This window comes from Paenibacillus sp. W4I10 (genome assembly GCF_030816325.1).
In the GTDB taxonomy this organism is placed as follows: domain Bacteria; phylum Bacillota; class Bacilli; order Paenibacillales; family Paenibacillaceae; genus Paenibacillus; species Paenibacillus amylolyticus_B.
Map to the genome: position 1 here is coordinate 6948922 of NZ_JAUSXX010000001.1, position 20559 is coordinate 6969480.

The following is a 20559-nucleotide window of genomic DNA, read 5'->3' on the forward strand; positions in this document are numbered from 1 at the left end:
TTCTTAATAATTGACAGATTGTAATATGAAGTGCGACACCTACTGAAAATAAAAAAATGGCTCATAGCCTGATTCGTGTAGAATGAAAGTTACCACACCAGCATTCACATAAGGAGAATCAGTCCATGAGTTATTCACATCTTAGCATAATTGAACGCAGCAAGCTAGAAATCCTCCACAAACAAGGCCAAAGTTCACGAGCGATTGCAAAAGAGCTGGGAAGACATCCTTCGACCATTTACCGTGAGTTGGAGCGCACGGTTTCATTGCAACCCTATCAGGCTGAGCATGCCCAGAGCGCTTATCAGGAGCGTCGTAAAGCTTCTGTCTCACCCGGTAAATGGTCCAAAGCCATTGCTAATTCCTTGGAGGAAAAACTGCAGGCAACGTGGTCTCCAGAGCAAATCACGGAACGTTTTCGCATCCAAGGCCTGCCTTCGGTCTCCTTTAAAACCATCTACCGCTGGCTCTACGCCGGGCATCTGGTTGGAGGCACGTTACAGGTCCTTCGGCACAAAGGAAAGCGTCAGAGACCAACAGAAACTCGCGGTAAATTCGCTATAGGCAGATCGATTTCGGATCGCCCCAAAGAGGTTCGTTCCCGTGAAACGTTTGGGCATTGGGAACTGGATACCGTCGTATCAGGTCGTGGGAAAAGTAAAGGATGCGTAGCCACGCTCATTGAACGCAAAACCAGGCTGTATACCGCCATTCTCATGCCTGATCGTACCGCTTTGTCGATGGAGATTGCGCTCGGTGTAGCCATTTCACAGTATCCCACAGGTACCTTCCTCACAGCTACGGCTGACCGGGGAAAGGAGTTTGCATGCTATGCTAATTTGGAAACAATTCATAACCTACACGTTTATTTTGCTGATCCGTATTCCTCTTGGCAACGCGCTTCCAACGAAAATGCGAATGGCTTACTACGAGAGTTTCACCCCAAAGGTACAGATTTCGCTGGGGTGGAGGATGAAGAACTCGCACACTCACTTGATCTAATGAATCACAGACCACGAAAATGCTTGGGTTGGAAGACAGCTCACGAATCTTTCACAGAGGAACTGTCGCACTTGGTTTGACAATCCGTCGTATGGAATATGAAAAGAAGCTTAGTTGTAACTAAGCTTCCATTTCTCAGGCATAGTTAATTCCTTGCCAGAGCAACCAACAATAAGTAAGAAAAGACAAGGTACTACAAGTAAACCCCAATTTTTTATTAATGTTCCTCCTAGTCTGTTGTACCTTCCTTATTAATTGACGCTCTCTCCCCATTGGATATTGCTTTTAACAGACAGAGCTCAGGATCGGATGCGGTGACCGCTTTTACACTAATATTACTGCTTCCATACATTATCTATGCCTTGGATACATTTTTGAAACCATTAGCGGTTAGTCGTTGTAATGTTCCTTGTCCCGGCAAGGCGAACTGCAGCCCACCCAGTTTCGACTTGAGCTCGGCGTTTACAGCTCAACAAGCTGTCGAACAGGACCGCATAAATGATAAACGTGGGTAATGATTACAAAATGCCGAGGTGCTTTAAGGCTTCCAGCGTGATCATCTTGGCGGTCGTCCCACTGCTGTCCACATTAGTGGCAAACACCCAGACGGTTTTCCCGCTCTCCACATAGCCCACGTACCAGCCGAGGCCCATGTCGGACAGCCGAGTACCCGTCTTGCCATGCACGGTGTAGTTGTCCTGGTCACTATCAATCATGATGCGCTTAACGGTCTTTATCGTCTGCTCCTGGAAAGGCAGTGTCTCTTCCACAAGGTCTTCCATGAAGCCAGCCTGCTCCTCTGCCGAGATCTTCAGTGAACTGTTCAGCCAAAAAGTATCGATGCCCCCGCTAATATCCATATTCCCGTAACGAATACTATCCATGTAACTTCGCATCCTCTCGGTACCGATATCTCGGGCCATCACCTGATAATACCAGATTGCGGATGCTCTCATTGCCGAACCTAGTGTATGATCCCGATTCCACGTCTCGAAAGGCCGTTGGACGCCGTCCCACCGTTTCACGTCATACTCGTCCTGCACAGCACCCACTTCAAGGCCGATGAGCGCGTTCGGCACTTTGAATGACGATTCTGGCGTGAATCGCTTCAGGCTCCGTTCGGGATTGCAGACATAGATTTGATCAGTTCTCAAGTTTTTGACAATCAGGGTGCCTTGCACGTCACGAAATAGTGCCTTGCAAGAGAACTTTGCCTCTTTCGGGGCAGCATCTGCGGATAGAAATGCACTACTCGTCATACCAACGAGTAGGAGAGCAGCAATTACCAGAACGACTCGTTTTTTCTTTTTCCAATTAACCAAATTGCATTCCTCCTTTGTCTTCTTCATACTGGTATAAGAGATAAGCTCATGTCGACAACATTGAGTATATAGAAATGTACAGTAGGGCGTACAATCGTTTGAGATGATTGTACCCGTACAGTTTGCAGAAGGGAGTGTAGGTAATGCTGTATGACTCGATTGTGAAACTGCTCCTACAGGAAATGCAGGCCGGGAAGCTAAGGCCAGGGGACAAGCTATCGTCGATCCGAGAAGCGGCGGAAGCGTTCGGCTGCAGTCGAAATACGGTGATTCGTGCATACGGTGAGCTCGAGAAAAGGCACCGGATTTATGCAGTGCCCCAGAGCGGATATTACGTCGCCCACCGCTGCCCAGACAGGGAGGGGGCGAGAGGCGGGTTACATGACGTCATCGATTTCGAATGGGCAGGTCCTGACCGGAACGCCATGCCATACCGCGACTTCCAGCACTGCATGAATGAGGCCATCGAGCGTTACCGTGAAGACATGTTCACATATTCGGAGGGGCAGGGCCTCACATCACTGCGGCTCCAGCTGGCACGGCATCTGCGGGATTTGCAGGTTTTCACAACCCAGAAGCGCATCTATGTGGTGACTGGCTCTCAGCAGGCGCTGCATTTGCTGGTGGGGCTACCTTTTCCAAACGGCAAGGAGGATATTGTCGTGGAACAGCCGGTCCATGCTGGCATGATCGAGTCGCTGCGGGGATATGGGGGCGAAGTACACGGTATTTCGTACGAGGAAGGCGGTATGGATCTGGAACGGCTGGAGATGCTGTTCCGGGATAAGAACGTCAAGTTTTTCTACACCGTCTCACGGTTCCACAACCCAACCGGGTACAGCCATACGAACGAAGCCCGTAAGCGCATGGTAGAGCTGGCGCAACGGTATGACGTGTATATCGTGGAGGATGATTACATGGGCGATCTGGATGGCGATCTGAGGAACGATCCCATGTTCGCTTATGATCCGTCCGGGCGAATTATCTATGTAAAAAGCTTCTCTAAAGTCATGCTTCCCGGCCTGCGTCTCGGGCTGGCCGTCCTGCCGGACGGGCTACATGAAGGATTCCTGCGGGCGAAGGCTGCGGCAGACGTACATTCACCCTTATTGACGCAGGGGGCACTCGAGGTGTACCTAGACAGTGGGATGTTCTCCGCCCACATCGGACGAATGAGGGAGATCTACCACCACAAAGCGGTGGTTTTGCAGGAAGCATATCTCAAGCATTTGCCGACTGGTACCGCTTACACCCGATCTTACTCCGGTTTCTATACTACGATTAGGCTGCCTGCCCCGCTCCGGGCGAAGGCGACGGCCGAACACCTGTTGCAGCGAGGCGTGCGCGTTGACCCGGCACAGCGCATGTACCTACCGGAGTTCCGGCAGGAAAATGTCCTTAGGCTGAGCGTCTCACAGGTGAATGAAAGTCTCATTGAGCCCGGCATCTCGGCCATCGGTGACGGAATCCAGGAGCTGCTCCGCCAGTCGAAGGGAGTTCGGTTTGTGTAGCGGGATTGAACAAGTTCTACACGGATTTAAGTCATTAATAAGGGAGAGCTAACGGCAGCCGGCAAGAGGATCGGCTGCCTTTTTGATTGATCGAACTATACCAGCTAATAGCTTGTCAAAGTTAACAGTAAAGTGATACTAAATCATGTGGTATAGTTAAAATGAGCATGCCAAATAACCCTCCAATTTCCGTTGTGTCTTGGAAGGTTATGCCAATAATAATCTTTTAAATTGGACGAAATTCCTTTTTGTTTTTCAAGATTGCATAGAGCCAATGGACGAGCTTATTTGCACATGCGATTAGAGCTACTTTATGTGGTTTTCCTTCTGCTCTCTTGCGATCATAGAACGCTTTGATTCGCATATTTCGGGAGCGTATAAGCCCACACTGGACAGCTATTACCAGGGCGTAACGCAACTGCCTGGAACCACGTTTCGTGATTCGGTATCGAGTTGCTGTAAATTTACCGGAAGCAAAGACACTCGGATCAATGCCTGTAAAAGCAACTAGCTTTTTAGGATGATCAAATCGGTCGACTTCTCCAATTTTATGTCCAATACCGGGAATCGACTGAATTAATTCATACTCTTCAATTTCTTCAGCCAGAGCATCTATGTTCTGTTCCAGTTCAGCAAGATGCTCTTGGTACTGAAGAATGAGGGTAATAAGGACTTTCAAATTGATTAAGTGGCATGCATACATGGTTTGCTGAAATGGGTTTTGTTTTGACGCATCTAGCAATCGCTGTACCCGTTGGTTAATCCAGCCCTCTGAACGCCCCCGTTTCGAATAAAGTAGTTCCTTCATCTTAGTTTTGAGTGTATTTTCATCTGTCTGCAAACTAAATATGAGGTTGGGAATTCACTTAAGAACCGTAGTGAAATACCTGAATACATAGCCCCAAAGACGCCTTTGTAAGCTGGGAAAACCTGATCTAAAACGGCTTGGAATTGCAGCTTCGTCTGTACACACATCTTTGAAAGGGACTCATACTGTCTTGTAAGATAGCGCAGATTGAGAAGTTGCACACCTCTTTTCTTAAAAGGTTCAAACTCTTCCTTGTAGTACAATTCTCCTAATAGGTAAGCTCAATCATGGTCATCACAAGTAGGGCGAACACTATAGCACTCGGGATCAAGTCCCACGGGCAGGTACGTTCGACCGGACTATCTTAATCCTCTATGCAAATGAAAAAAGGATTAGCCAGAAAGAACTGGTTGATCTCATAATACGAACGGGCAGGATAGTAAACATAGTCCCTTTCCGGTAATATAAAATTATATATTCTAAGGAGGACGATTAATATTGATTCAGTCCATTGTGCATATCGCTTTGGTTGTAAAAGACTATGATGAGGCGATTGAATTCTATACGAAAAAATTAAGTTTTACGTTAGTTGAAGATATTTATCAACCAGAGCAAGATAAACGATGGGTAGTAATTGCTCCTCCTGGCTCTGTTGGTACGACAATCTTACTAGCTAGAGCATCTAAACCGGAACAAGAGCAGTTTGTTGGTAACCAGACTGGTGGTAGGGTATTTCTGTTTCTAAACACTGACGACTTCTGGAGAGATTATAATGAAATGGTCTCCAAGGGAATAGAATTTGTTAGAGACCCCAAAGAACAATCATACGGAATAGTTGCTGTGTTTAAAGATTTATACGGGAATTTGTGGGATTTACTGCAAATGAATGAAGATCACCCCATTTCTAAACGCCTTAGGTGATTTCTTATAAGTGAATCTCAATTCAACTAACGGGAAACGTTAGTTCAAAAAGCATGGGGCAGACTGCAGGTTGGCAGGCTGCTCTTTTTTCACTTAGCTAACTGGCAATGGATAAGTAAGCTTATGAACCGAGTCCAGCTAGGATTTGACCTATTGGAAGCATAATGTGTATTTTGGCAAACTCAGGGGTTAAGTCACAACTAACGAAGTCTAAATGATTCACATATGTAAATAGCAAGGGAGGCGTATTCCGCCTCCTTTTTATGTTGTTACTTCTGATCCGAATAAGGATCTTGATTAAATCTTTGAGAGATTTTTTTCTCAGTTTTCTTACGCCGTATCCAGCGCTTCAACAAGCCTTCTTCTTTACGTTCTTGCAGTGTTTCCTTCAATCCTTGAATCATAAACTCCGATCTTCGTCTGTCATCCCGACTAATCTCGCGTAATTCCTTAATAAATTTGTCGTCCATATCTGCCTCTCGCTTGTTCAGGATAATTTCATTATACCGAACGTACGTTCTTTTATCAAGTTTTACCATCTTGAATAATTTTCGGGGCCTATCCGTTTGCCAGTTTTTTGTTCCCGGGGACATCCTGTTGCTGGTTCTTGGCGTGATGCCTACAATGAGTTTTGCATGGGGAGTGGATATTCAAGTTGTGACCTTATTGCCCGGGGTACAGCGAATCTATTCGAAATAAACTGCTCGCTTGTTGAACAAATAGCTGGCGACAGAATCGTTGAATGATTCTGTCGCCAGCTATTTATTATGGGCATCGAGATGATACGTGTCGTTGTAGTGATGCTTTGCACTTGTTTCTTGGACGGAAAGGGAATCGGATAAATCATATTGACAAAGAACTGTTATCCTCGCATACTTACGTAATACACTTTATAAAGTATATTTATTAACTAAAGGGATAGTCACATGTAATAAGTATCGTAAGATCATAATCCGCATGAAACAGGGAGGTAAGTATGGATGGTATACGTTATTATGGCAGTTATAATCTGGGCAGGTACCTATGCCAGTATGGTCTTGTCCAAGCAACCAATTGAAGTGAAGCCTGTGAAGTCAATGGATGATTTGTTTGAGTGAACCAAGTAGCTCTGCCGATTTCGATCCATCGCCAGCACGATGGAACTCATGTGTTCGAGTAAGGCATTATGTTATGATATGGTGTGAAATGACATCCATACCATTGCTTTGGCTCAATTGAACCAGAGTAGAAACGAGAGGGTTATGAAAAAAGCCAACGCTACAATGATGAAATACATCAATTTGAATAATGTGCGTGAAGTCATGCAGCAGATTGAGACGGCGACCAAACCGCAATTAGCTTTATTAACCAATCTTAGTGTTGTTACCATTAATGCGCTGATTCAGGAATTATGTGATGGCGGAGAGTTGTTCCAGGATAAAGTGGTTCCCTCTAACGGCGGTCGTCCTGCTCAGGCATATCGATATAATTATAACTTCAAGCTTGCTTTGGTTCTTTACATCAAAGAGATGAAAGGCCAGGAGTTGATTTCGGCAACGGTCATGAATCTGGAGAATAAGGTTGTGTTGAAGGAAGAGAGCGTCCTGCCTGCTTTTGATAAACAGCATGTGCTGCAACTTATCGCGCGTTTCGTTGCGGAGTACCCCTCCATTGATATGATTGGCATCGGTATTCCGGGGCAAGCCGTGGATGGGGACATCACGGTGAGCAGTCATGAAGAGCTTATCCATTCACATCTGATACGGGAGATCGAGAGCGAGTTCCAACTGAAAGTTCTCGTGGAGAATGATGTGAATGCAGCGATTAGCGGATACTGTACACAGCATGCTGATATGAAGGAACAGAGTGTAGCAGGAATTTATTTTCCGAACCGATATCCGCCGGGTATGGGCATGATGTTGAATGGACAGATGATCCGCGGGAATAAAGGGATGTTTGGTGAGATTAAGTATCTTCCTTATTCACCTGATTGGAAAAGTGACATGAGCAACGATGATTTTGTGGTGCAGGTATGTCATATTCTGCAAACAATTAATGCCGTCGTTGCTCCGCACCAGATTGTCATTTATCAGGAACGGGTGGAGAGAGAAGAGCTGGATTTGGCGTGGAAACAGTACGGGAAGGATCATCCCATGCCGTCGTTGCCCGAGATCGTACATCAGGATTCGTTCCAATATGATTTTGATGCTGGGTTACGAGGAATGGTGCTTCAGGCGTTGAAGTCAGACATTCTATCAGAAGCCTTATAACCCACAGTTCATGTCTGTGGCTTTTATTTTATAAGCTAACTCTTGTAGAGGAGGATTCATGATGCGTGAAGAAGAGAGAATCATGAAGGGCGTATTGTTTAGTCCAAGTGATCCGGAATTAAAGACTATTAAAAGGCGGGCCCATAATCTCAGTCAGCGTTACAGTCAGACCTTTGAGGAACAGACGGAGGAAAGGGATCAGATATTGCAACAGCTACTGGGGCAGATCGGTAAAGGTGGATTCCTGCAAGGTCCCATCTTCTTTCATTATGGTGTACATACCCGGATAGGCGATCACTTCTTCGGTAATTACAATCTGACGATACAAGACGATGCGCAAGTGACGATTGGGAACTATACCAGTTTTGGACCCAACGTTACGATTGTCACTCCTGTTCACCCCATGATTGCCAGCGAGCGGAGACAGATGGTGGACCAAAACGGTGATGTGAAGTCACTATGTTATGCCAGACCGGTCACGATTGGTAACGATGTATGGATCTCGGCAAACGTCACGGTGTGCGGGGGCGTAACGATTGGAGACGGCTGTGTGATCGGAGCAGGTAGCGTGGTGACTCGTGATATTCCACCGCATTCTTTTGCAGCAGGCGTACCGTGCAAAGTTATTCGCAAAATTACTGATGCGGACAGCATGCGAAACTATCCCGATGTTCTGGCAGATTGCCGTGTGCTGGAAGAATAAAAAAGGTTGTCATCAGGATCAAATAGATGATCCTGGTGACAACCTTTTTTTGTTGTACGTTTACTTGGAGGCGTTATAGTTACTCAAGAATTCTTTTACTTTTGCAGGATCAGCTTTCAATTCATTCCCGGTCGGAACGAGCGGGCTTACTGTGGAGTATGCTTTGAGTTTGTTATTCTTGTAGAAACTCAAAATTTCATCCTGATTAATGGAGTACAGTACGGCTTTTCTCAAATCACTACTCTTGGCCACATCACGGTTGGCCGTGTTGAACAAGAGATAAGAAACGGCGTTGCTTGGAATGCTTTGCAGATGCAATTTGCTGTCATTTTTGATAATGTCATACTTGGTTTCAGGCACACCGTAGTATAAATGAATTTCACTGCTGCGAAGAGCAGAGAGGGCGCTGTCTGCATCCGCGATGAACCGGACATTGACCTGAGCAATTTTTGGTGCATATTCAGTGCCTTTGCGGTATCCCGGATTTTGCAAGAATACAGCTTCATAGTCATTTTTATAAGATAAAATATAAGGTCCGCTAGTATAAAGGGTGTTATTGTACGATGCGCCTTCAGTCACCGTGTTCTGATCACCGTAAGGAATATCTTTGTTGACGTCAAAAGAAGCTACATCATAAGTGTTGATGCTCTCCACCTGTTTTTTGGACACGATCCCGGCAGATTGGTGAGCCAGGTAGTTCAGCACTTGCGGGAAAGGTTCAGTTGTTGTCAGTTTAACGACCTGATATTTACCTGCGCTATTATCTGCTTTGGTTTTGTCCGTTACGAGTTCTGTAATTTTGCTGCCCAATCCTTGTTCCAATGCTTCGAGGATTGTGCCGTTACCACTGGATTGTTTGATGGATTGTAATGCACTCAATTCCGTTACAACCTCAGCTTCTTTGATGTGTTCATGCAGACTGTACGTCCGGTGATCCGGAACGGAATCTTTATTTTTAGCACGATCCAGGGAGAAGATCACATCATCTGCACCGACACGTTCTCCTGTATCTACAGCTTTTTTGTTATCAATCTTCGCAAAGTTGATATCGTCTCTGAGAATGAAGTAGTAGTCCGAATTACCTTCAGCAATACTGAAATTATGGGACAGTGATCCTTCTGCTGTCAGCTGATCGTCATCCGTCAAGTTAACGAGACGTACATACATATTGGTGTTCAACTGGTTGATGGAGCCGTCGTTTCCTTTGATCGGATCAAGGGAAGTCAGTACGGATGCACTTTGCGTTAGAATCAACGGATCTTTGGCATTTTTGGAGCTGTCCTTGAACTCAATCGGTTCCCAAGCCATGGCGCGGGATTTGGAGAGACGAACCGTGTCAACATTCAGAATGTCTTTGTTCACAGCCTGACTTTTCAGGGAAATGTACAAAGGAGCGATATACGCCTGGTCAGTTACCAAGCGATCTTCCAATTGTTTGTACGTGTCTTTGTACTCATCTGGAGTTTGAGTAGCTGCTTGATCGATGAGCTTATCAAGTTCCCCATCTGCAAGGATACTGTAATCTCCACCTGTTTTGAAAAGGGAACGTACCGCATAATCGGGATTTCCCGTTACCGTTGTCCAGCTGGACAAGGCGATGTCATAATTCCCTGCATCCTGCTGGGATTTGAAGCTACCGTAATCAGGCTGCAGGTTCAGCTTCACATTGAAGCCGTTTTTAGTCAGCTGGTCGCGTACAATGTTTACATCATTTTCGGAAGAGCTCATGGCGAGCAGTTCAATGTCTACCGGTTTTTGTGCAGTTTCTGTTGTATCCGCTGGTGCGGTCTCCGCCTGGGATTCGGTTTTCGTTTTTACACTGCAGCCGGAAATCACAATAACGAGAATTAATAGCAATGAGATTAGTGTACGTTTTTTCATGGGATTACCCTCCATATCTTGAATGTGTGATGTGTGATTTCTTTTTTCTATATCATTCATTTCAACGAATCATTTAGGCCTTCTCCAGCTTGGGATCAAGCGCATCACGCAGACCGTCACCGAGAAAGTTAAACGAAAGAACCAGCAGAATAATAGCCAAGCCTGGATAAATCGCCAGATAAGAGTGGGTTTCCAGGTATGTACTGCCGAGCTTCAGAATGTTACCCCATTCCGGAATATGCGGCTCCACGCCGAGTCCCAGATAACTCAAACTGCTGGTAGCAATAACGGCTCCACCAATCGTGAGTGTGGATTTGATAATCATGGGCGCAAGGGAGTTGGGAATAATGTGTTTGAAAATAATCGTACGATTGTTGTACCCCAGTGCACGTGCAGCTTCCACAAATTCAAAAGTAGAAACATAGAGCACACTGGCTCTCATGGTACGGGCGTAAGTTGGAATCGAACCCAGACTCAGCGCCAGAATGAGATTGACCGTATTGGCTCCAAACGCCGCAATAATCGCAATGGCGAGCAGAATTCCCGGAATGGCATAGAGAATATCGAGCAGCCGCATGATGATGTTATCCGTATGCCTTCCGTAGAAGCCGGAGAATGCTCCGAGGACTCCACCAATTAACACAGGAATGATGGTCGACATGCAACCTACGATTAAGGAGATTCGGGCACCAAATACAATCCGGGAAAATAAACATCGTCCGAAGTCGTCCGTTCCCAACGGATACGCCAGGGAAGGGGGTTGAAGCAGCGCCGAGTAGTTATTTTCCACAGCCATGCTGTAGTCAAAGGTAAAAAAGCTGCAGATCGATATCGAGAACAGAAAAATGATAAAAAACAAACCGGACATGGCAGTCATATTTGGAGCAAGTCGCTCCCACAGATCATTCCAGAAGTTTGATTTTTGTTTCCCCTGTCTGCGAATGCGTCCAATGATGGAAATCCCGAGCAATAGTGCAAATACATTCCCTGTGATTGAGGTCAGAATCAGCACTACACTGACACCGATCATCCAGCGAGGGAGGTTAGAGGTCGCGTTATATCGCGATACGATAATCAGTACGACCAGGTCAATGACGAGAATAAATATGAGCACCGCCATGGCCGGCAGAAAGTTATCAGCCACATAGGGTTTGAAAACATTTAATGCGGATACACCGATGACGAACAGCTGGGTTAACAGCATATACACCGCAAAGGTATACTCCACATTCCTCGCTTTTCGAATCAGATGAAAGGTTGCCGTTACGATAAATATATTGCCAGAAATGATAGCAAGTAGCTGAACCCAGGCGATCCTGCGAGTCAAAATAGAGATCGTACCCGTACGGATCAGGTCTTTTCGAATCCGAAAGGTGATGACACTTTGGACCAGTGTGAAGAATACATAGATCCCAAGTATCGTTAGCAGAAATGGTTTGAACGCCTGCTCGCTCCAGTCATAACTGTTGAACAGCAACAAGGCAGTCAAGAGAAGGGATGTGATCCAGGCGAAGCTGGCCTGACTGTATTCTCGAGAAGACTTAAGCCGGAAACGCATTTCTTGTGTTAAGGACGAGTTTGTCATAATACACCTGCTTTAAGAGGTAGTTCAACACACTTTAATATTGTTTCATCTTGGAGCGCACTCTTGGATCAATAAAAGCGTACAGCAGATCAACCGCTACATTGATAATGGAGATCGTAATTGCTGTGTAGATTACTCCGCCCATGATACTCGGAATATCAGGGATAAATTGCTTATCCACAATATAACTGCCGAGACCGCTGATATTAAACACTTTCTCTGTTACCGCTGCCCCGCCCAGCATGGCTCCGAATTGGAGTCCAACCACCGTTACAATTGGAATCAATGCATTACGTACAGCGTGTTTCAGCATGACCTGACGTTCGCTTAACCCCTTGGCGCGGGCAGTCATCACATAATCCTCATGAATGACTTCCAGTGTGGAAGATCGAGTCATCCGTGCCACCGCAGCCGTAAGTCCCGTGCCCAGCACAATGGTTGGCATAATGATCGAAAGCCAATTTTGCGGGTTGAAGGTAGCGGGAAGCCACTGCAATTTGATGGAAAAGTTCAGAATGAAAATAAGTCCTTGCCAGAAATTCGGGATCGATAATCCAATCAGAGCGATAAACATAAACGTATAATCGAACCATGAATTAGGCTTAATCGCTGAGATAATACCGATGGGTAATGCAATGACAAGTGCTAACAGCAGGGAGATGACCGCGAGAGTCAATGTAATCGGAAACTTTCTTGCAATCGTTGCTGTTACGTCTTCATTTCCTGCAAAAGACTTGCCAAGATCGAAGAGAGCAACTCCCTTAATATTGTTCCAGAGCTGTGTAAGATAAGGCTGATCCAAGCCATACACCTGATTGAATGCTGCAATCTGTTCCTGCGTTGCTGTCTCTCCGAGAATGTTAGCTGCCGGGTTGAACGGAGACAGATACAAAATCGTAAATACGAGTGTTGCTACGCCCAGAATGACAAATACCGTCATCAGTATTCTTTCAAATATGTACTTTAGATAAGGATTTCCATACAAAAAGAGGATGCCATACATCAGACAGCCGGGAATAATGGATATCGCGAAAAACCACGGTTTGTCTATCAGTGAGTGGAATATATCAGCCATCGTAAGACGGTGACTTCCCTGTTCCTGAAGTATGCGGGAAGTCCGCTCCTTCAACTCTTTCTGAGCACTTTCTTCCAACCATTCCTCGGTCTGACGTGTGAATTCTCCCTCACTGACCTGCTGCTGGAAAAAACGATGTTTGCGACGCAGCTGTTCTTCGACTTCCAACTTCAGCTGGTTCCGGTAGGAAGAAGTGAGCAGTTCTTGCTCAGCCGCCTGCCTGGCAGCTACCCAGCCGTCATTTTTTCGATTCGAACGCCATATTAGAAACACGACCAGATTGATCGGTAATCCAAGAATGAACAGAACATATCGGTAGGAAGGATGAAGCAGCATTTTGCCATAAATAAAACTTAAATTGTGCACCAACCGCGAGAGTCTGCTGCTTTCTGCAAGATTCAAACCAAGCGTGCCTCCTTTCATTCAGGTTTAAATTGCATTATTCCGATTGATATAGTATATATTATTTAGGGTCTAAACAATTGTCAAGGAATTAAATGGTATACATATGAGATGAGTGAATGTGAAAAAACGGATGAGAGCTGGTGATGACATGGAACCTTTACTGAAAGTTAATGATCTATCGGTCTCTTTTCACTCAGGAGAGAGTGAGTTTCAGGCAGTGCGAGAAGTGAGTTTTGAAGTACGCAAAGGCGAGACGCTGGGCATTGTAGGAGAATCGGGCAGCGGAAAAAGTGTAACCGCACGTTCCATTATGAGGCTGCTTGCATCGCCGCCTTCACAGATGAAAAATGGAGAGATTCTGTTTAAAGGGGTCGACCTGGCCAATAAAACGCAGAAAGAGATGGAAAGCATTCGTGGGCGTGATATTGGTATGATCTTTCAGGACCCGATGAGTTCCCTTAATCCGACCATTAAAGTAGGGAAACAGATCTCCGAGAGTCTGATCAAACACCAGAAGGTGTCCAAAAGGGAAGCCAAGAAGCAGGCGATCGCGATGATGGAGCGGGTGGGGATAACTCGCAGTGAAATACGCTACAACCAGTATCCGCACGAATTCTCCGGAGGCATGCGCCAGCGGGTCATGATCGGTATTGCACTTGCTTGTCGTCCTGAATTGCTCATTGCCGATGAGCCGACAACCGCACTGGACGTTACAATTCAAGCTCAGATTCTGAATTTGATGAAAGACATGCAGGACCAACTGGGTACATCGATTATCCTGATCACGCATGATCTGGGCGTAGTGGCAGGCATGTGTGATCGGGTTGTTGTTATGAAAGAAGGACAGATTGTGGAAACCGGGACTACAACAGAGATTTTTGCTAATCCCAAACACCCTTATACGATCAGACTTCTGAATGCATTACCACGTCTGGATCAGAAGAAAAAGCCCAAACCGGTATCATTGGTCCCGAGAGATCTGGAGGATGATCAGCCGTTACTTGAGGTGAAATCACTCAGACAACATTTTAATCTGGGGAAAGGCAATACCTTAAAGGCCGTGAATGATATTAGCTTCCATATTCGTCAAGGAGAGACACTCGGCGTTGTAGGGGAATCTGGCAGTGGTAAATCAACCACGGGGCGTGCCATTCTGCGATTACATGAGCCAACGGGTGGAGATGTACTGTTTAAAGGAGTCCCGCTCAATCGCTTGTCAGCTTCGGAGATGAAAACGATGCGCAGACATATGCAGATTATTTTCCAGGACCCTTATGCATCGCTGAATCCCAAAATGAGGATTATGGATATCATTGGAGAAGCCCTTGATATTCATCAACTTGCAGGTACAGCATCTCAGCGGGAGAAGCGGGTGGAGGAACTACTGGAGATGGTGGGTCTTGATCCTACCCATGCGCAGCGTTATCCACATGAATTCTCAGGTGGACAGAGACAGCGGATCGGTATAGCTCGAGCTCTGGCTGTGGAGCCGGAATTCATCGTATGTGACGAACCATTGTCTGCACTGGATGTGTCGATACAGGCTCAGATCGTACAATTGCTTGAAGAGTTACAGCAGCGACTCGGATTGACGTATCTCTTCATCGCGCATGACTTGTCCATGGTTAAACATATCAGTGACCGAGTAGCTGTCATGTATAACGGGAAAATTGTGGAGCTGGCTGAGAGTGAAGAACTCTATTCCAACCCGCAACATGCCTATACCAAGGCATTGCTGTCCGCTATTCCTGTGCCTGACCCAGCGGTAGAAGCGAAGAAAAAGAGACATGTTTTCAAAGAAACAACAAGAGAAAATGTTGAAGTAGAGGACCGTTATAATCTGGAACATTCCAAGTGGGTAGAAGTCACGAATGGGCATTGGGTCGCAGTATCTAGTTAGTTAGTGCAATATATAGTCTTTTTCAAATACAAAAGAACCCCGATGATGATCTCCACAGATCGTTATCGGGGTTGAGTTATATGTTCTTTGTATAATGGCAGTAATCAAAAGCGATTATTTGAATTGAACCGATTTTTTGATGGTATCAATCTCGGCTTTGGTCTTATCATCCATGTAAGTGAAGATGAAGTTGAAAGCATATCCTTCAATAATTGTACTATAGTAATCTTGAGTAACGGTTGAACCGTCACCTGGATCCATCGTGATTTGCATCAGATCCATCTCTTTACCACCGATGGTTTCCGTTGTCATTTCCTTATAATCGTAAGGGAACTGGCTATCCACCATGAATTTTTTGGTTGCTTCCAGGTAGTCTTTACCTGTACGGATGCCTTGCAACAAGCTCACTTTCTCAGCAATGGCCATGGCGGAAGGACCAACTTGACCTCCGTCCAATGGATACTGTGAAGCCATAAGCAGATTCAATGTTTTGGTCTGAGACAGTTCAATTTGTTTTTTCTTCGTTTCATCATCACCAGCAATCGCTTCGGATGATGCGCTTGTCAGTTCATTCATACCTGCAGCATCCTGGAACTCCCAGGCTTCCGGGAATTTCAGAGATACACCGAAATAGTCATTGGTGTATGAGCCTTTTTGTGTAGTCCCCAGCTCAACGTCTTGGGAATTATCAGTTTCCTTGGACTCATCGCTTGCAGGTTCAGTGTTCTCAGTTTCTTCTGTATTCGCTGTCTCAGAATCAGTGCCAGTCGTTGTTTCTGTCGCGGCAGGCTCTTTTGTTGCGGCTGTGTTATCTGCCTTGTCACCGCAAGCGGCTGCAACCAGCATAATCATAATGAGCATGGCGAATAAAGAAGCTTTTTTTGGAATTGTCATATTACCCTCCTGAAATGTGTGTGTGTTTGTTTCTCTCTCTCTCTACATGTTACCTGCTTCCTAAATTGTAGCACAAACGTTCTCATATACTACCTATAGGAATCTATAGGGGTCTTCTATACATAAGACATTCGGCTGGCAATTGAAACAGCTTCTGTGCTGGATTGCACACCTAATTTGTTAAAAATCACTTTTTTGTGATGATTCACGGTGCATTCCTTGATCTTTAATTTCAAAGCAATGGCTTTTACCGTGAGGCCTCCGGCTATCATCGCCAGAATGGTTAACTGACGCTCGGTGAACTCCACCGCCGGTTTGTCGCACAGTTCAGCTGTCTCTTGACTCTGATAACAGTTCTGCATGTACGCTGGGATTAGCTTGGCAATGGCAATCAGTTCACCTTGCATATCTGCATTAATGGTGGACACATCCAGATAACCGACATGTTGCGATCCCATGAACAGAGGTGCGGCGTAACAATGCCAGCTTTGAAAATAAGGACTTTCATGCTGCTCGGGCAGCAGCAGTACAGGCTTATTGTTATCCATCGTTTCTGATATGGCGTTAACTCCACAGCTCTGTGCAGTGAAGAACATGCCCGGACGAATGGGGGAATGTTCTACTACAGCTTTAAGATCTGAACTGTAATTCATGGAGAGGAGCACACCGTTGGTATCTGCGAGTAGAAAAAGATAAGTGCCCGTTAAATTTTCTTTAATAACCGAGATACTGTTCTGGAATGCATGAATCAGGAAATGATTTATTTTACGAAGCCTATCCAGACTGGATTTTGGTAAATAGTCGAACGGAGCCGTTCCTGCTGCATGCGAGCAAGTCGGGGGCTCTTCGTGTCGTGATGCAAATGTAATGGCAGGCATGTTGTTTCCTCCTTGCTGCACAGTTCTCACCCAATCGTTTGAATGACATGTCCTTCCTGGTCCTTAATCTCTGTCCTAACAATCTGAACGAGAATATGATCCAATGAAGTTATCTCGAATGTTCCTTCAACCGGGCGAAGGTTCTCTGCCAGCTCCTCAACAATTTGTTTGTTCACCGTCAGGGTAACTTGTCTGTCCGATTCCAATACGGCTGGTTGTTCTCCTGCTTCGAACAAAATATTAGTATCAGGTCCGATCAAGGATAGAGAGGCACCTTTCGAAATTCTGCTACGAAGGATGGTGCCAATTAATAAGGCTTGTTTGGCTCCAAGCTGGAGTTTGGCCGGAACCGATTTTTGCAGCAATTTTTTGCGAGGAGACTCCCAGGCCAGTTGTTGTATGAATAAAAAGGCTGTGCTGGACCCGTCCTGTTCCATTCCATCCTCAACCGCTTGTATAACCGAAGGAATATCTGCGTACGAATTTCTCATCAGATCCGTCACATATTTGGGCATGAACATGGAGGAGGCAGACAGGAAGCCACGAGCATTCCAGCTTTGAATCATTTCCAGTTCCCGACCTGTAATGCCAACCATCTGAATAAATTGCACTGAACCATTAGGCGTAGAGATCGCGGGTAGATCCGGGTCTTCAATAAACGAGAGAGCAGTCAGCAGTGTATCCGACTCTAGGCAGATCGGACCGTTGGCGTCCATGTAATCTCCTGGCTGAAAGATATTTCCGCTGTTGAACACGTAACGTCCTACATTCTGTAACAGATTCAGCGCCCAGGCTGGCGGTTCAGTTACTTCTTCAGTGCGTGTAAGACGAAAGGTGAGTTCGAATCCATACCCGCTCTTGGATGCATCCTGCATCTCTTTTTCATATAATTCAGAGAAACCGTAGGTGACAAAATGCCAGTGAGGCATAGGTGTGTTCACCTCATAAACGCTAATGCCATCGAGTGGATCGGGACCTCCGAGCATATACGGAAGGGCAGTGCCGTAGTGTTTTGGCTCTTGTTCCCCATACAATTCACGCATGGATTGATCAATCGCATCCCAACCGGATGTGTTTTCTTCCTGAGTCATTATTGAATCCTCCTTGACTGTTCTTTCCCCCGAAAAACATTTAAAATTAAGTCTACCTGTTACAGAAACGGATTCAAGCGGCTTAAGGATGAATTGTGTCAGATAGGACTTCGGTGTTATTAATTGCAATCCAGGGAGTGAAATTACATGAGTATGAAAGGTATCTATTTAAAGGAGTTTAATCAAGCAAGCTGGGACTCATTTTCCGAACTGTTTGAAGAACTTGGACAAAAGATGGACCCCGCGTGGGTAGAACGTGCGCGATTACAAGGGATTCCGGCAGATATAAGTCGGGTGCTTTTGTGTGAAATGGGGGAGTACGCTTTTGAATGGATGGCGAAAGATATCCCGGCTTTAGGGGACCAAAGTCCCGCTGTTTACCTGGAAACGGAGGAAGGAGCGCAGGCATTAAGGGCAGCGATTATGCGTATGCCGCGTTAATTTTTTCGATGGTGAGAGTGTGCGAACGATCATATGATCCAGTGAAGTTGATTTTGCAAAATAGATATGTTACGCTTACATTACAAGAGCAAACACAACAGAATATGCAATAACATCTTTTGATGGATTGTAACTGTGAAGACAGGCAAAACCTAAACTGATGGTGAAATGAAAGCTCCTTTTTTTGGTGCTATTTTACCTTGAGTTTAGGTTTTTCTTGTTTTCTGCTCTAAATTACAGTTTTTTACCTGGAAAAACCAAAATAAATTTCGAAAAGAGGTTGTTATTCATGACCACGGCAAAAAAAGGATTCCCCGAAAACTTCCTATGGGGCGGCGCTACAGCTGCCAATCAATTGGAGGGTGCATTCGATAAGGACGGCAAAGGCCTCTCCACAGCGGACATGATCGCTCATGTTCCCAAAGAGAAGCGTACAGGCGGACATGCCATGGAAATTTCCTCTTCCCGAATTGAAGAGATCCTCTCCGGCAAAATTGAAGAACGTTTCCCGAAACGTTTCGGTATCGACTTCTACCATCACTTTAGAGAAGATATTGCATTGTTTGCCGAAATGGGCTTCAAAGTATTCCGTTTGTCCATTCACTGGGCACGTATTTTCCCGAACGGTTATGATCAAGAGCCAAATGAAGCAGGCTTGAAATTCTACGATGAAGTATTTGACGAATTGTTGAAATATGGCATCGAGCCGCTCGTTACATTGTCTCACTATGAGACACCGCTTGGCTTGACGCAAAAATATAACGGCTGGGCTGGCCGTGAAGTAATCCAGCACTACGTTCGTTACGCAGAAACGGTGTTTAACCGTTATAAAAATAAAGTGAAATACTGGCTGACGTTTAATGAAATTAACGTTATGCTGTTCAGCCCGTACACTGGCGGCGGCATTCTGATCGATAAAGTGGACAACAAGCTGCAAACCACTTATCAAGCGCTGCATCATCAATTTGTAGCAAGTGCATTGGTTACGAAGCTTGCTCACGAAATTATCCCTGGTTCCCAAGTGGGTTGTATGCTTGCTCGTATGGAAACCTATGCAGCAACATGTAATCCGGTAGATGTTCGTCTGGCTCAACACGAGAATCAGATCAACCTCTTCTTCACGGACATGCATGCTCGTGGTAAGTACCCGAACTACATGGCTCGTTATTTTGAGGAAAACGACATCGTGATCCAAAAAGAAGCAGGCGATGACGAGATCTTGCTGAGCAATACTGTTGATTTCATCTCCTTCAGTTACTACATGTCCGTAACCAAATCTGCATCCGCAGACAAGGAAGAAACATCGGGTAACCTGACTGGCGGCGTGAAAAACCCTTATCTGGAAGCGTCCGATTGGGGCTGGGAGATCGATCCGATCGGTCTGCGCGTAACCCTGAACAACTTCTGGGATCGTTATCAGAAACCATTGTTCATCGTAGAAAATGGTCTGGGTGCATATGACCGTGTTGAAGAAGACGGTTCGATCCATGACTCCTATCGAGTGGATTACCTGAAAAAACACATCGAACAAATGAAAGAAGCCATCAAAGACGGTGTGGATCTGATTGGATTCACAGCATGGGGCCCGATTGACCTTGTGAGCATGTCCACTTCCGAAATGTCCAAACGTTATGGTTTCATCTACGTGGATCTGGATGACGAGGGTAACGGAACTCTCAAACGTTCCAAAAAGGATTCATTCGACTGGTACAAAAATGTAATCTCCAGCAATGGTGAGCAGCTGTAGTTCTCTCGTTTTCTGAGCGGGCAAACCTGATATAACAGTTAGTGTTTAATGGAATTTAATGTTCCTGAGGGCCTGCTGATTAGCGTTTGTCCGCTTTTTTATGTGCTGCAAACATTACATATGGAGGGATATCTTTTTGAAAAGAT

The 20559-nt window shown here is 45.5% G+C and carries 16 protein-coding genes and 1 pseudogene; 8 read left to right on the forward strand and 9 right to left on the reverse strand.

Annotated elements, in window-relative coordinates; translation table 11 throughout:
- Positions 1 to 125: 125 nt before the first annotated feature.
- Positions 126 to 1082, forward strand: coding sequence for an IS30 family transposase (locus QF049_RS31185; RefSeq protein ID WP_307542981.1), 957 nt, complete (start codon positions 126 to 128; stop codon positions 1080 to 1082).
- Positions 1083 to 1520: 438 nt separating this feature from the next.
- Here QF049_RS31185 and blaOXA read toward each other — a convergent pair whose 3' ends face one another.
- Positions 1521 to 2351 carry a class D beta-lactamase gene (blaOXA, locus tag QF049_RS31190; protein WP_373428325.1) on the reverse strand — a complete coding sequence of 277 codons (831 nt, stop codon included), beginning with the start codon at positions 2349 to 2351 and terminating at the stop codon, positions 1521 to 1523.
- Between the two features lie 116 nt (positions 2352 to 2467).
- Between blaOXA and QF049_RS31195 the strand changes: the two genes are divergently transcribed.
- Positions 2468 to 3835: an aminotransferase-like domain-containing protein gene (locus QF049_RS31195; RefSeq protein WP_307542986.1), complete on the forward strand. Its 1368-nt coding sequence runs from the start codon at positions 2468 to 2470 to the stop codon at positions 3833 to 3835.
- Positions 3836 to 4061: 226 nt separating this feature from the next.
- On the opposite strand, the pseudogene QF049_RS31200 reads toward QF049_RS31195, so the two are convergent.
- Positions 4062 to 4924: pseudogene (locus QF049_RS31200) on the reverse strand (IS110 family RNA-guided transposase); the annotation flags it as partial.
- Positions 4925 to 5141: 217 nt separating this feature from the next.
- On the opposite strand from QF049_RS31200, the gene QF049_RS31210 reads away from it, so the two are divergent.
- Positions 5142 to 5564 (forward strand): VOC family protein, encoded by a 423-nt coding sequence (locus QF049_RS31210; RefSeq protein WP_307542990.1) that lies wholly within the window; start codon positions 5142 to 5144, stop codon positions 5562 to 5564.
- Between the two features lie 269 nt (positions 5565 to 5833).
- Here the strand turns inward: QF049_RS31210 and QF049_RS31215 are convergent, their stop codons facing one another.
- Positions 5834 to 6103, reverse strand: a complete 270-nt coding sequence (locus tag QF049_RS31215; RefSeq protein WP_307542992.1) for a hypothetical protein — start codon at positions 6101 to 6103, stop codon at positions 5834 to 5836.
- Positions 6104 to 6826: 723 nt separating this feature from the next.
- On the opposite strand from QF049_RS31215, the gene QF049_RS31220 reads away from it, so the two are divergent.
- Both QF049_RS31220 and QF049_RS31225 read left to right on the forward strand, forming a co-directional pair.
- Positions 6827 to 7813, forward strand: a complete 987-nt coding sequence (locus QF049_RS31220; protein WP_307542995.1) for an ROK family protein — start codon at positions 6827 to 6829, stop codon at positions 7811 to 7813.
- Positions 7814 to 7871: 58 nt separating this feature from the next.
- Positions 7872 to 8516 carry a sugar O-acetyltransferase gene (locus QF049_RS31225; RefSeq protein ID WP_307542997.1) on the forward strand — a complete coding sequence of 215 codons (645 nt, stop codon included), beginning with the start codon at positions 7872 to 7874 and terminating at the stop codon, positions 8514 to 8516.
- A 60-nt stretch (positions 8517 to 8576) separates the two neighbouring features.
- On the opposite strand, the gene QF049_RS31230 is transcribed toward QF049_RS31225, so the two are convergent.
- The 3 genes from QF049_RS31230 to QF049_RS31240 all read right to left on the reverse strand — a co-directional run bounded on the left by QF049_RS31230 (position 8577) and on the right by QF049_RS31240 (position 13459).
- Entirely contained in the window at positions 8577 to 10397 is a 1821-nt protein-coding gene (locus tag QF049_RS31230) for an ABC transporter substrate-binding protein (protein ID WP_307542999.1), read from the reverse strand.
- A 73-nt stretch (positions 10398 to 10470) separates the two neighbouring features.
- Positions 10471 to 11982 (reverse strand): ABC transporter permease, encoded by a 1512-nt coding sequence (locus QF049_RS31235; RefSeq protein ID WP_307543001.1) that lies wholly within the window; start codon positions 11980 to 11982, stop codon positions 10471 to 10473.
- A 34-nt stretch (positions 11983 to 12016) separates the two neighbouring features.
- Positions 12017 to 13459 (reverse strand): ABC transporter permease, encoded by a 1443-nt coding sequence (locus QF049_RS31240; RefSeq protein ID WP_307543003.1) that lies wholly within the window; start codon positions 13457 to 13459, stop codon positions 12017 to 12019.
- A 151-nt stretch (positions 13460 to 13610) separates the two neighbouring features.
- Here QF049_RS31240 and QF049_RS31245 point away from each other — a divergent pair, with 151 nt between their 5' ends.
- The gene (locus QF049_RS31245; protein WP_307543005.1) at positions 13611 to 15362 is read left to right on the forward strand and encodes an ABC transporter ATP-binding protein; all 1752 of its coding nucleotides are present in this window, start codon (positions 13611 to 13613) and stop codon (positions 15360 to 15362) included.
- A 114-nt stretch (positions 15363 to 15476) separates the two neighbouring features.
- Here the strand turns inward: QF049_RS31245 and QF049_RS31250 are convergent, their stop codons facing one another.
- The 3 genes from QF049_RS31250 to QF049_RS31260 all read right to left on the reverse strand — a co-directional run bounded on the left by QF049_RS31250 (position 15477) and on the right by QF049_RS31260 (position 18225).
- Complete coding sequence (locus tag QF049_RS31250; RefSeq protein WP_307543007.1) at positions 15477 to 16256, reverse strand: hypothetical protein; 780 nt, start codon at positions 16254 to 16256, stop codon at positions 15477 to 15479.
- Between the two features lie 116 nt (positions 16257 to 16372).
- Positions 16373 to 17134: a LuxR C-terminal-related transcriptional regulator gene (locus tag QF049_RS31255; protein ID WP_307543009.1), complete on the reverse strand. Its 762-nt coding sequence runs from the start codon at positions 17132 to 17134 to the stop codon at positions 16373 to 16375.
- A 26-nt stretch (positions 17135 to 17160) separates the two neighbouring features.
- Positions 17161 to 18225 carry a suppressor of fused domain protein gene (locus QF049_RS31260; RefSeq protein ID WP_307543011.1) on the reverse strand — a complete coding sequence of 355 codons (1065 nt, stop codon included), beginning with the start codon at positions 18223 to 18225 and terminating at the stop codon, positions 17161 to 17163.
- 147 nt (positions 18226 to 18372) lie between these two features.
- On the opposite strand from QF049_RS31260, the gene QF049_RS31265 reads away from it, so the two are divergent.
- Positions 18373 to 18666 (forward strand): antitoxin Xre/MbcA/ParS toxin-binding domain-containing protein, encoded by a 294-nt coding sequence (locus tag QF049_RS31265; protein ID WP_083657375.1) that lies wholly within the window; start codon positions 18373 to 18375, stop codon positions 18664 to 18666.
- Between the two features lie 289 nt (positions 18667 to 18955).
- Positions 18956 to 20413, forward strand: a complete 1458-nt coding sequence (locus QF049_RS31270; protein ID WP_307543014.1) for a glycoside hydrolase family 1 protein — start codon at positions 18956 to 18958, stop codon at positions 20411 to 20413.
- Positions 20414 to 20559: the final 146 nt, after the last annotated feature.

What these genes read in the sequence shown, in the direction of transcription:
- QF049_RS31250 (WP_307543007.1), bottom strand. Translation starts at nt 16,256, where the DNA reads ATGACAATTCCAAAAAAAGCTTCTTTATTCGCCATGCTCATTATGATT.
- QF049_RS31230 (WP_307542999.1), bottom strand. Translation starts at nt 10,397, where the DNA reads ATGAAAAAACGTACACTAATCTCATTGCTATTAATTCTCGTTATTGTG.
- QF049_RS31225 (WP_307542997.1), top strand. Translation starts at nt 7,872, where the DNA reads ATGATGCGTGAAGAAGAGAGAATCATGAAGGGCGTATTGTTTAGTCCA.
- QF049_RS31215 (WP_307542992.1), bottom strand. Translation starts at nt 6,103, where the DNA reads ATGGTAAAACTTGATAAAAGAACGTACGTTCGGTATAATGAAATTATC.
- QF049_RS31195 (WP_307542986.1), top strand. Translation starts at nt 2,468, where the DNA reads ATGCTGTATGACTCGATTGTGAAACTGCTCCTACAGGAAATGCAGGCC.
- QF049_RS31265 (WP_083657375.1), top strand. Translation starts at nt 18,373, where the DNA reads ATGAGTATGAAAGGTATCTATTTAAAGGAGTTTAATCAAGCAAGCTGG.
- QF049_RS31220 (WP_307542995.1), top strand. Translation starts at nt 6,827, where the DNA reads ATGATGAAATACATCAATTTGAATAATGTGCGTGAAGTCATGCAGCAG.
- QF049_RS31260 (WP_307543011.1), bottom strand. Translation starts at nt 18,225, where the DNA reads ATGACTCAGGAAGAAAACACATCCGGTTGGGATGCGATTGATCAATCC.
- blaOXA (WP_373428325.1), bottom strand. Translation starts at nt 2,351, where the DNA reads ATGAAGAAGACAAAGGAGGAATGCAATTTGGTTAATTGGAAAAAGAAA.
- QF049_RS31185 (WP_307542981.1), top strand. Translation starts at nt 126, where the DNA reads ATGAGTTATTCACATCTTAGCATAATTGAACGCAGCAAGCTAGAAATC.
- QF049_RS31255 (WP_307543009.1), bottom strand. Translation starts at nt 17,134, where the DNA reads ATGCCTGCCATTACATTTGCATCACGACACGAAGAGCCCCCGACTTGC.
- QF049_RS31270 (WP_307543014.1), top strand. Translation starts at nt 18,956, where the DNA reads ATGACCACGGCAAAAAAAGGATTCCCCGAAAACTTCCTATGGGGCGGC.
- QF049_RS31245 (WP_307543005.1), top strand. Translation starts at nt 13,611, where the DNA reads ATGGAACCTTTACTGAAAGTTAATGATCTATCGGTCTCTTTTCACTCA.
- QF049_RS31235 (WP_307543001.1), bottom strand. Translation starts at nt 11,982, where the DNA reads ATGACAAACTCGTCCTTAACACAAGAAATGCGTTTCCGGCTTAAGTCT.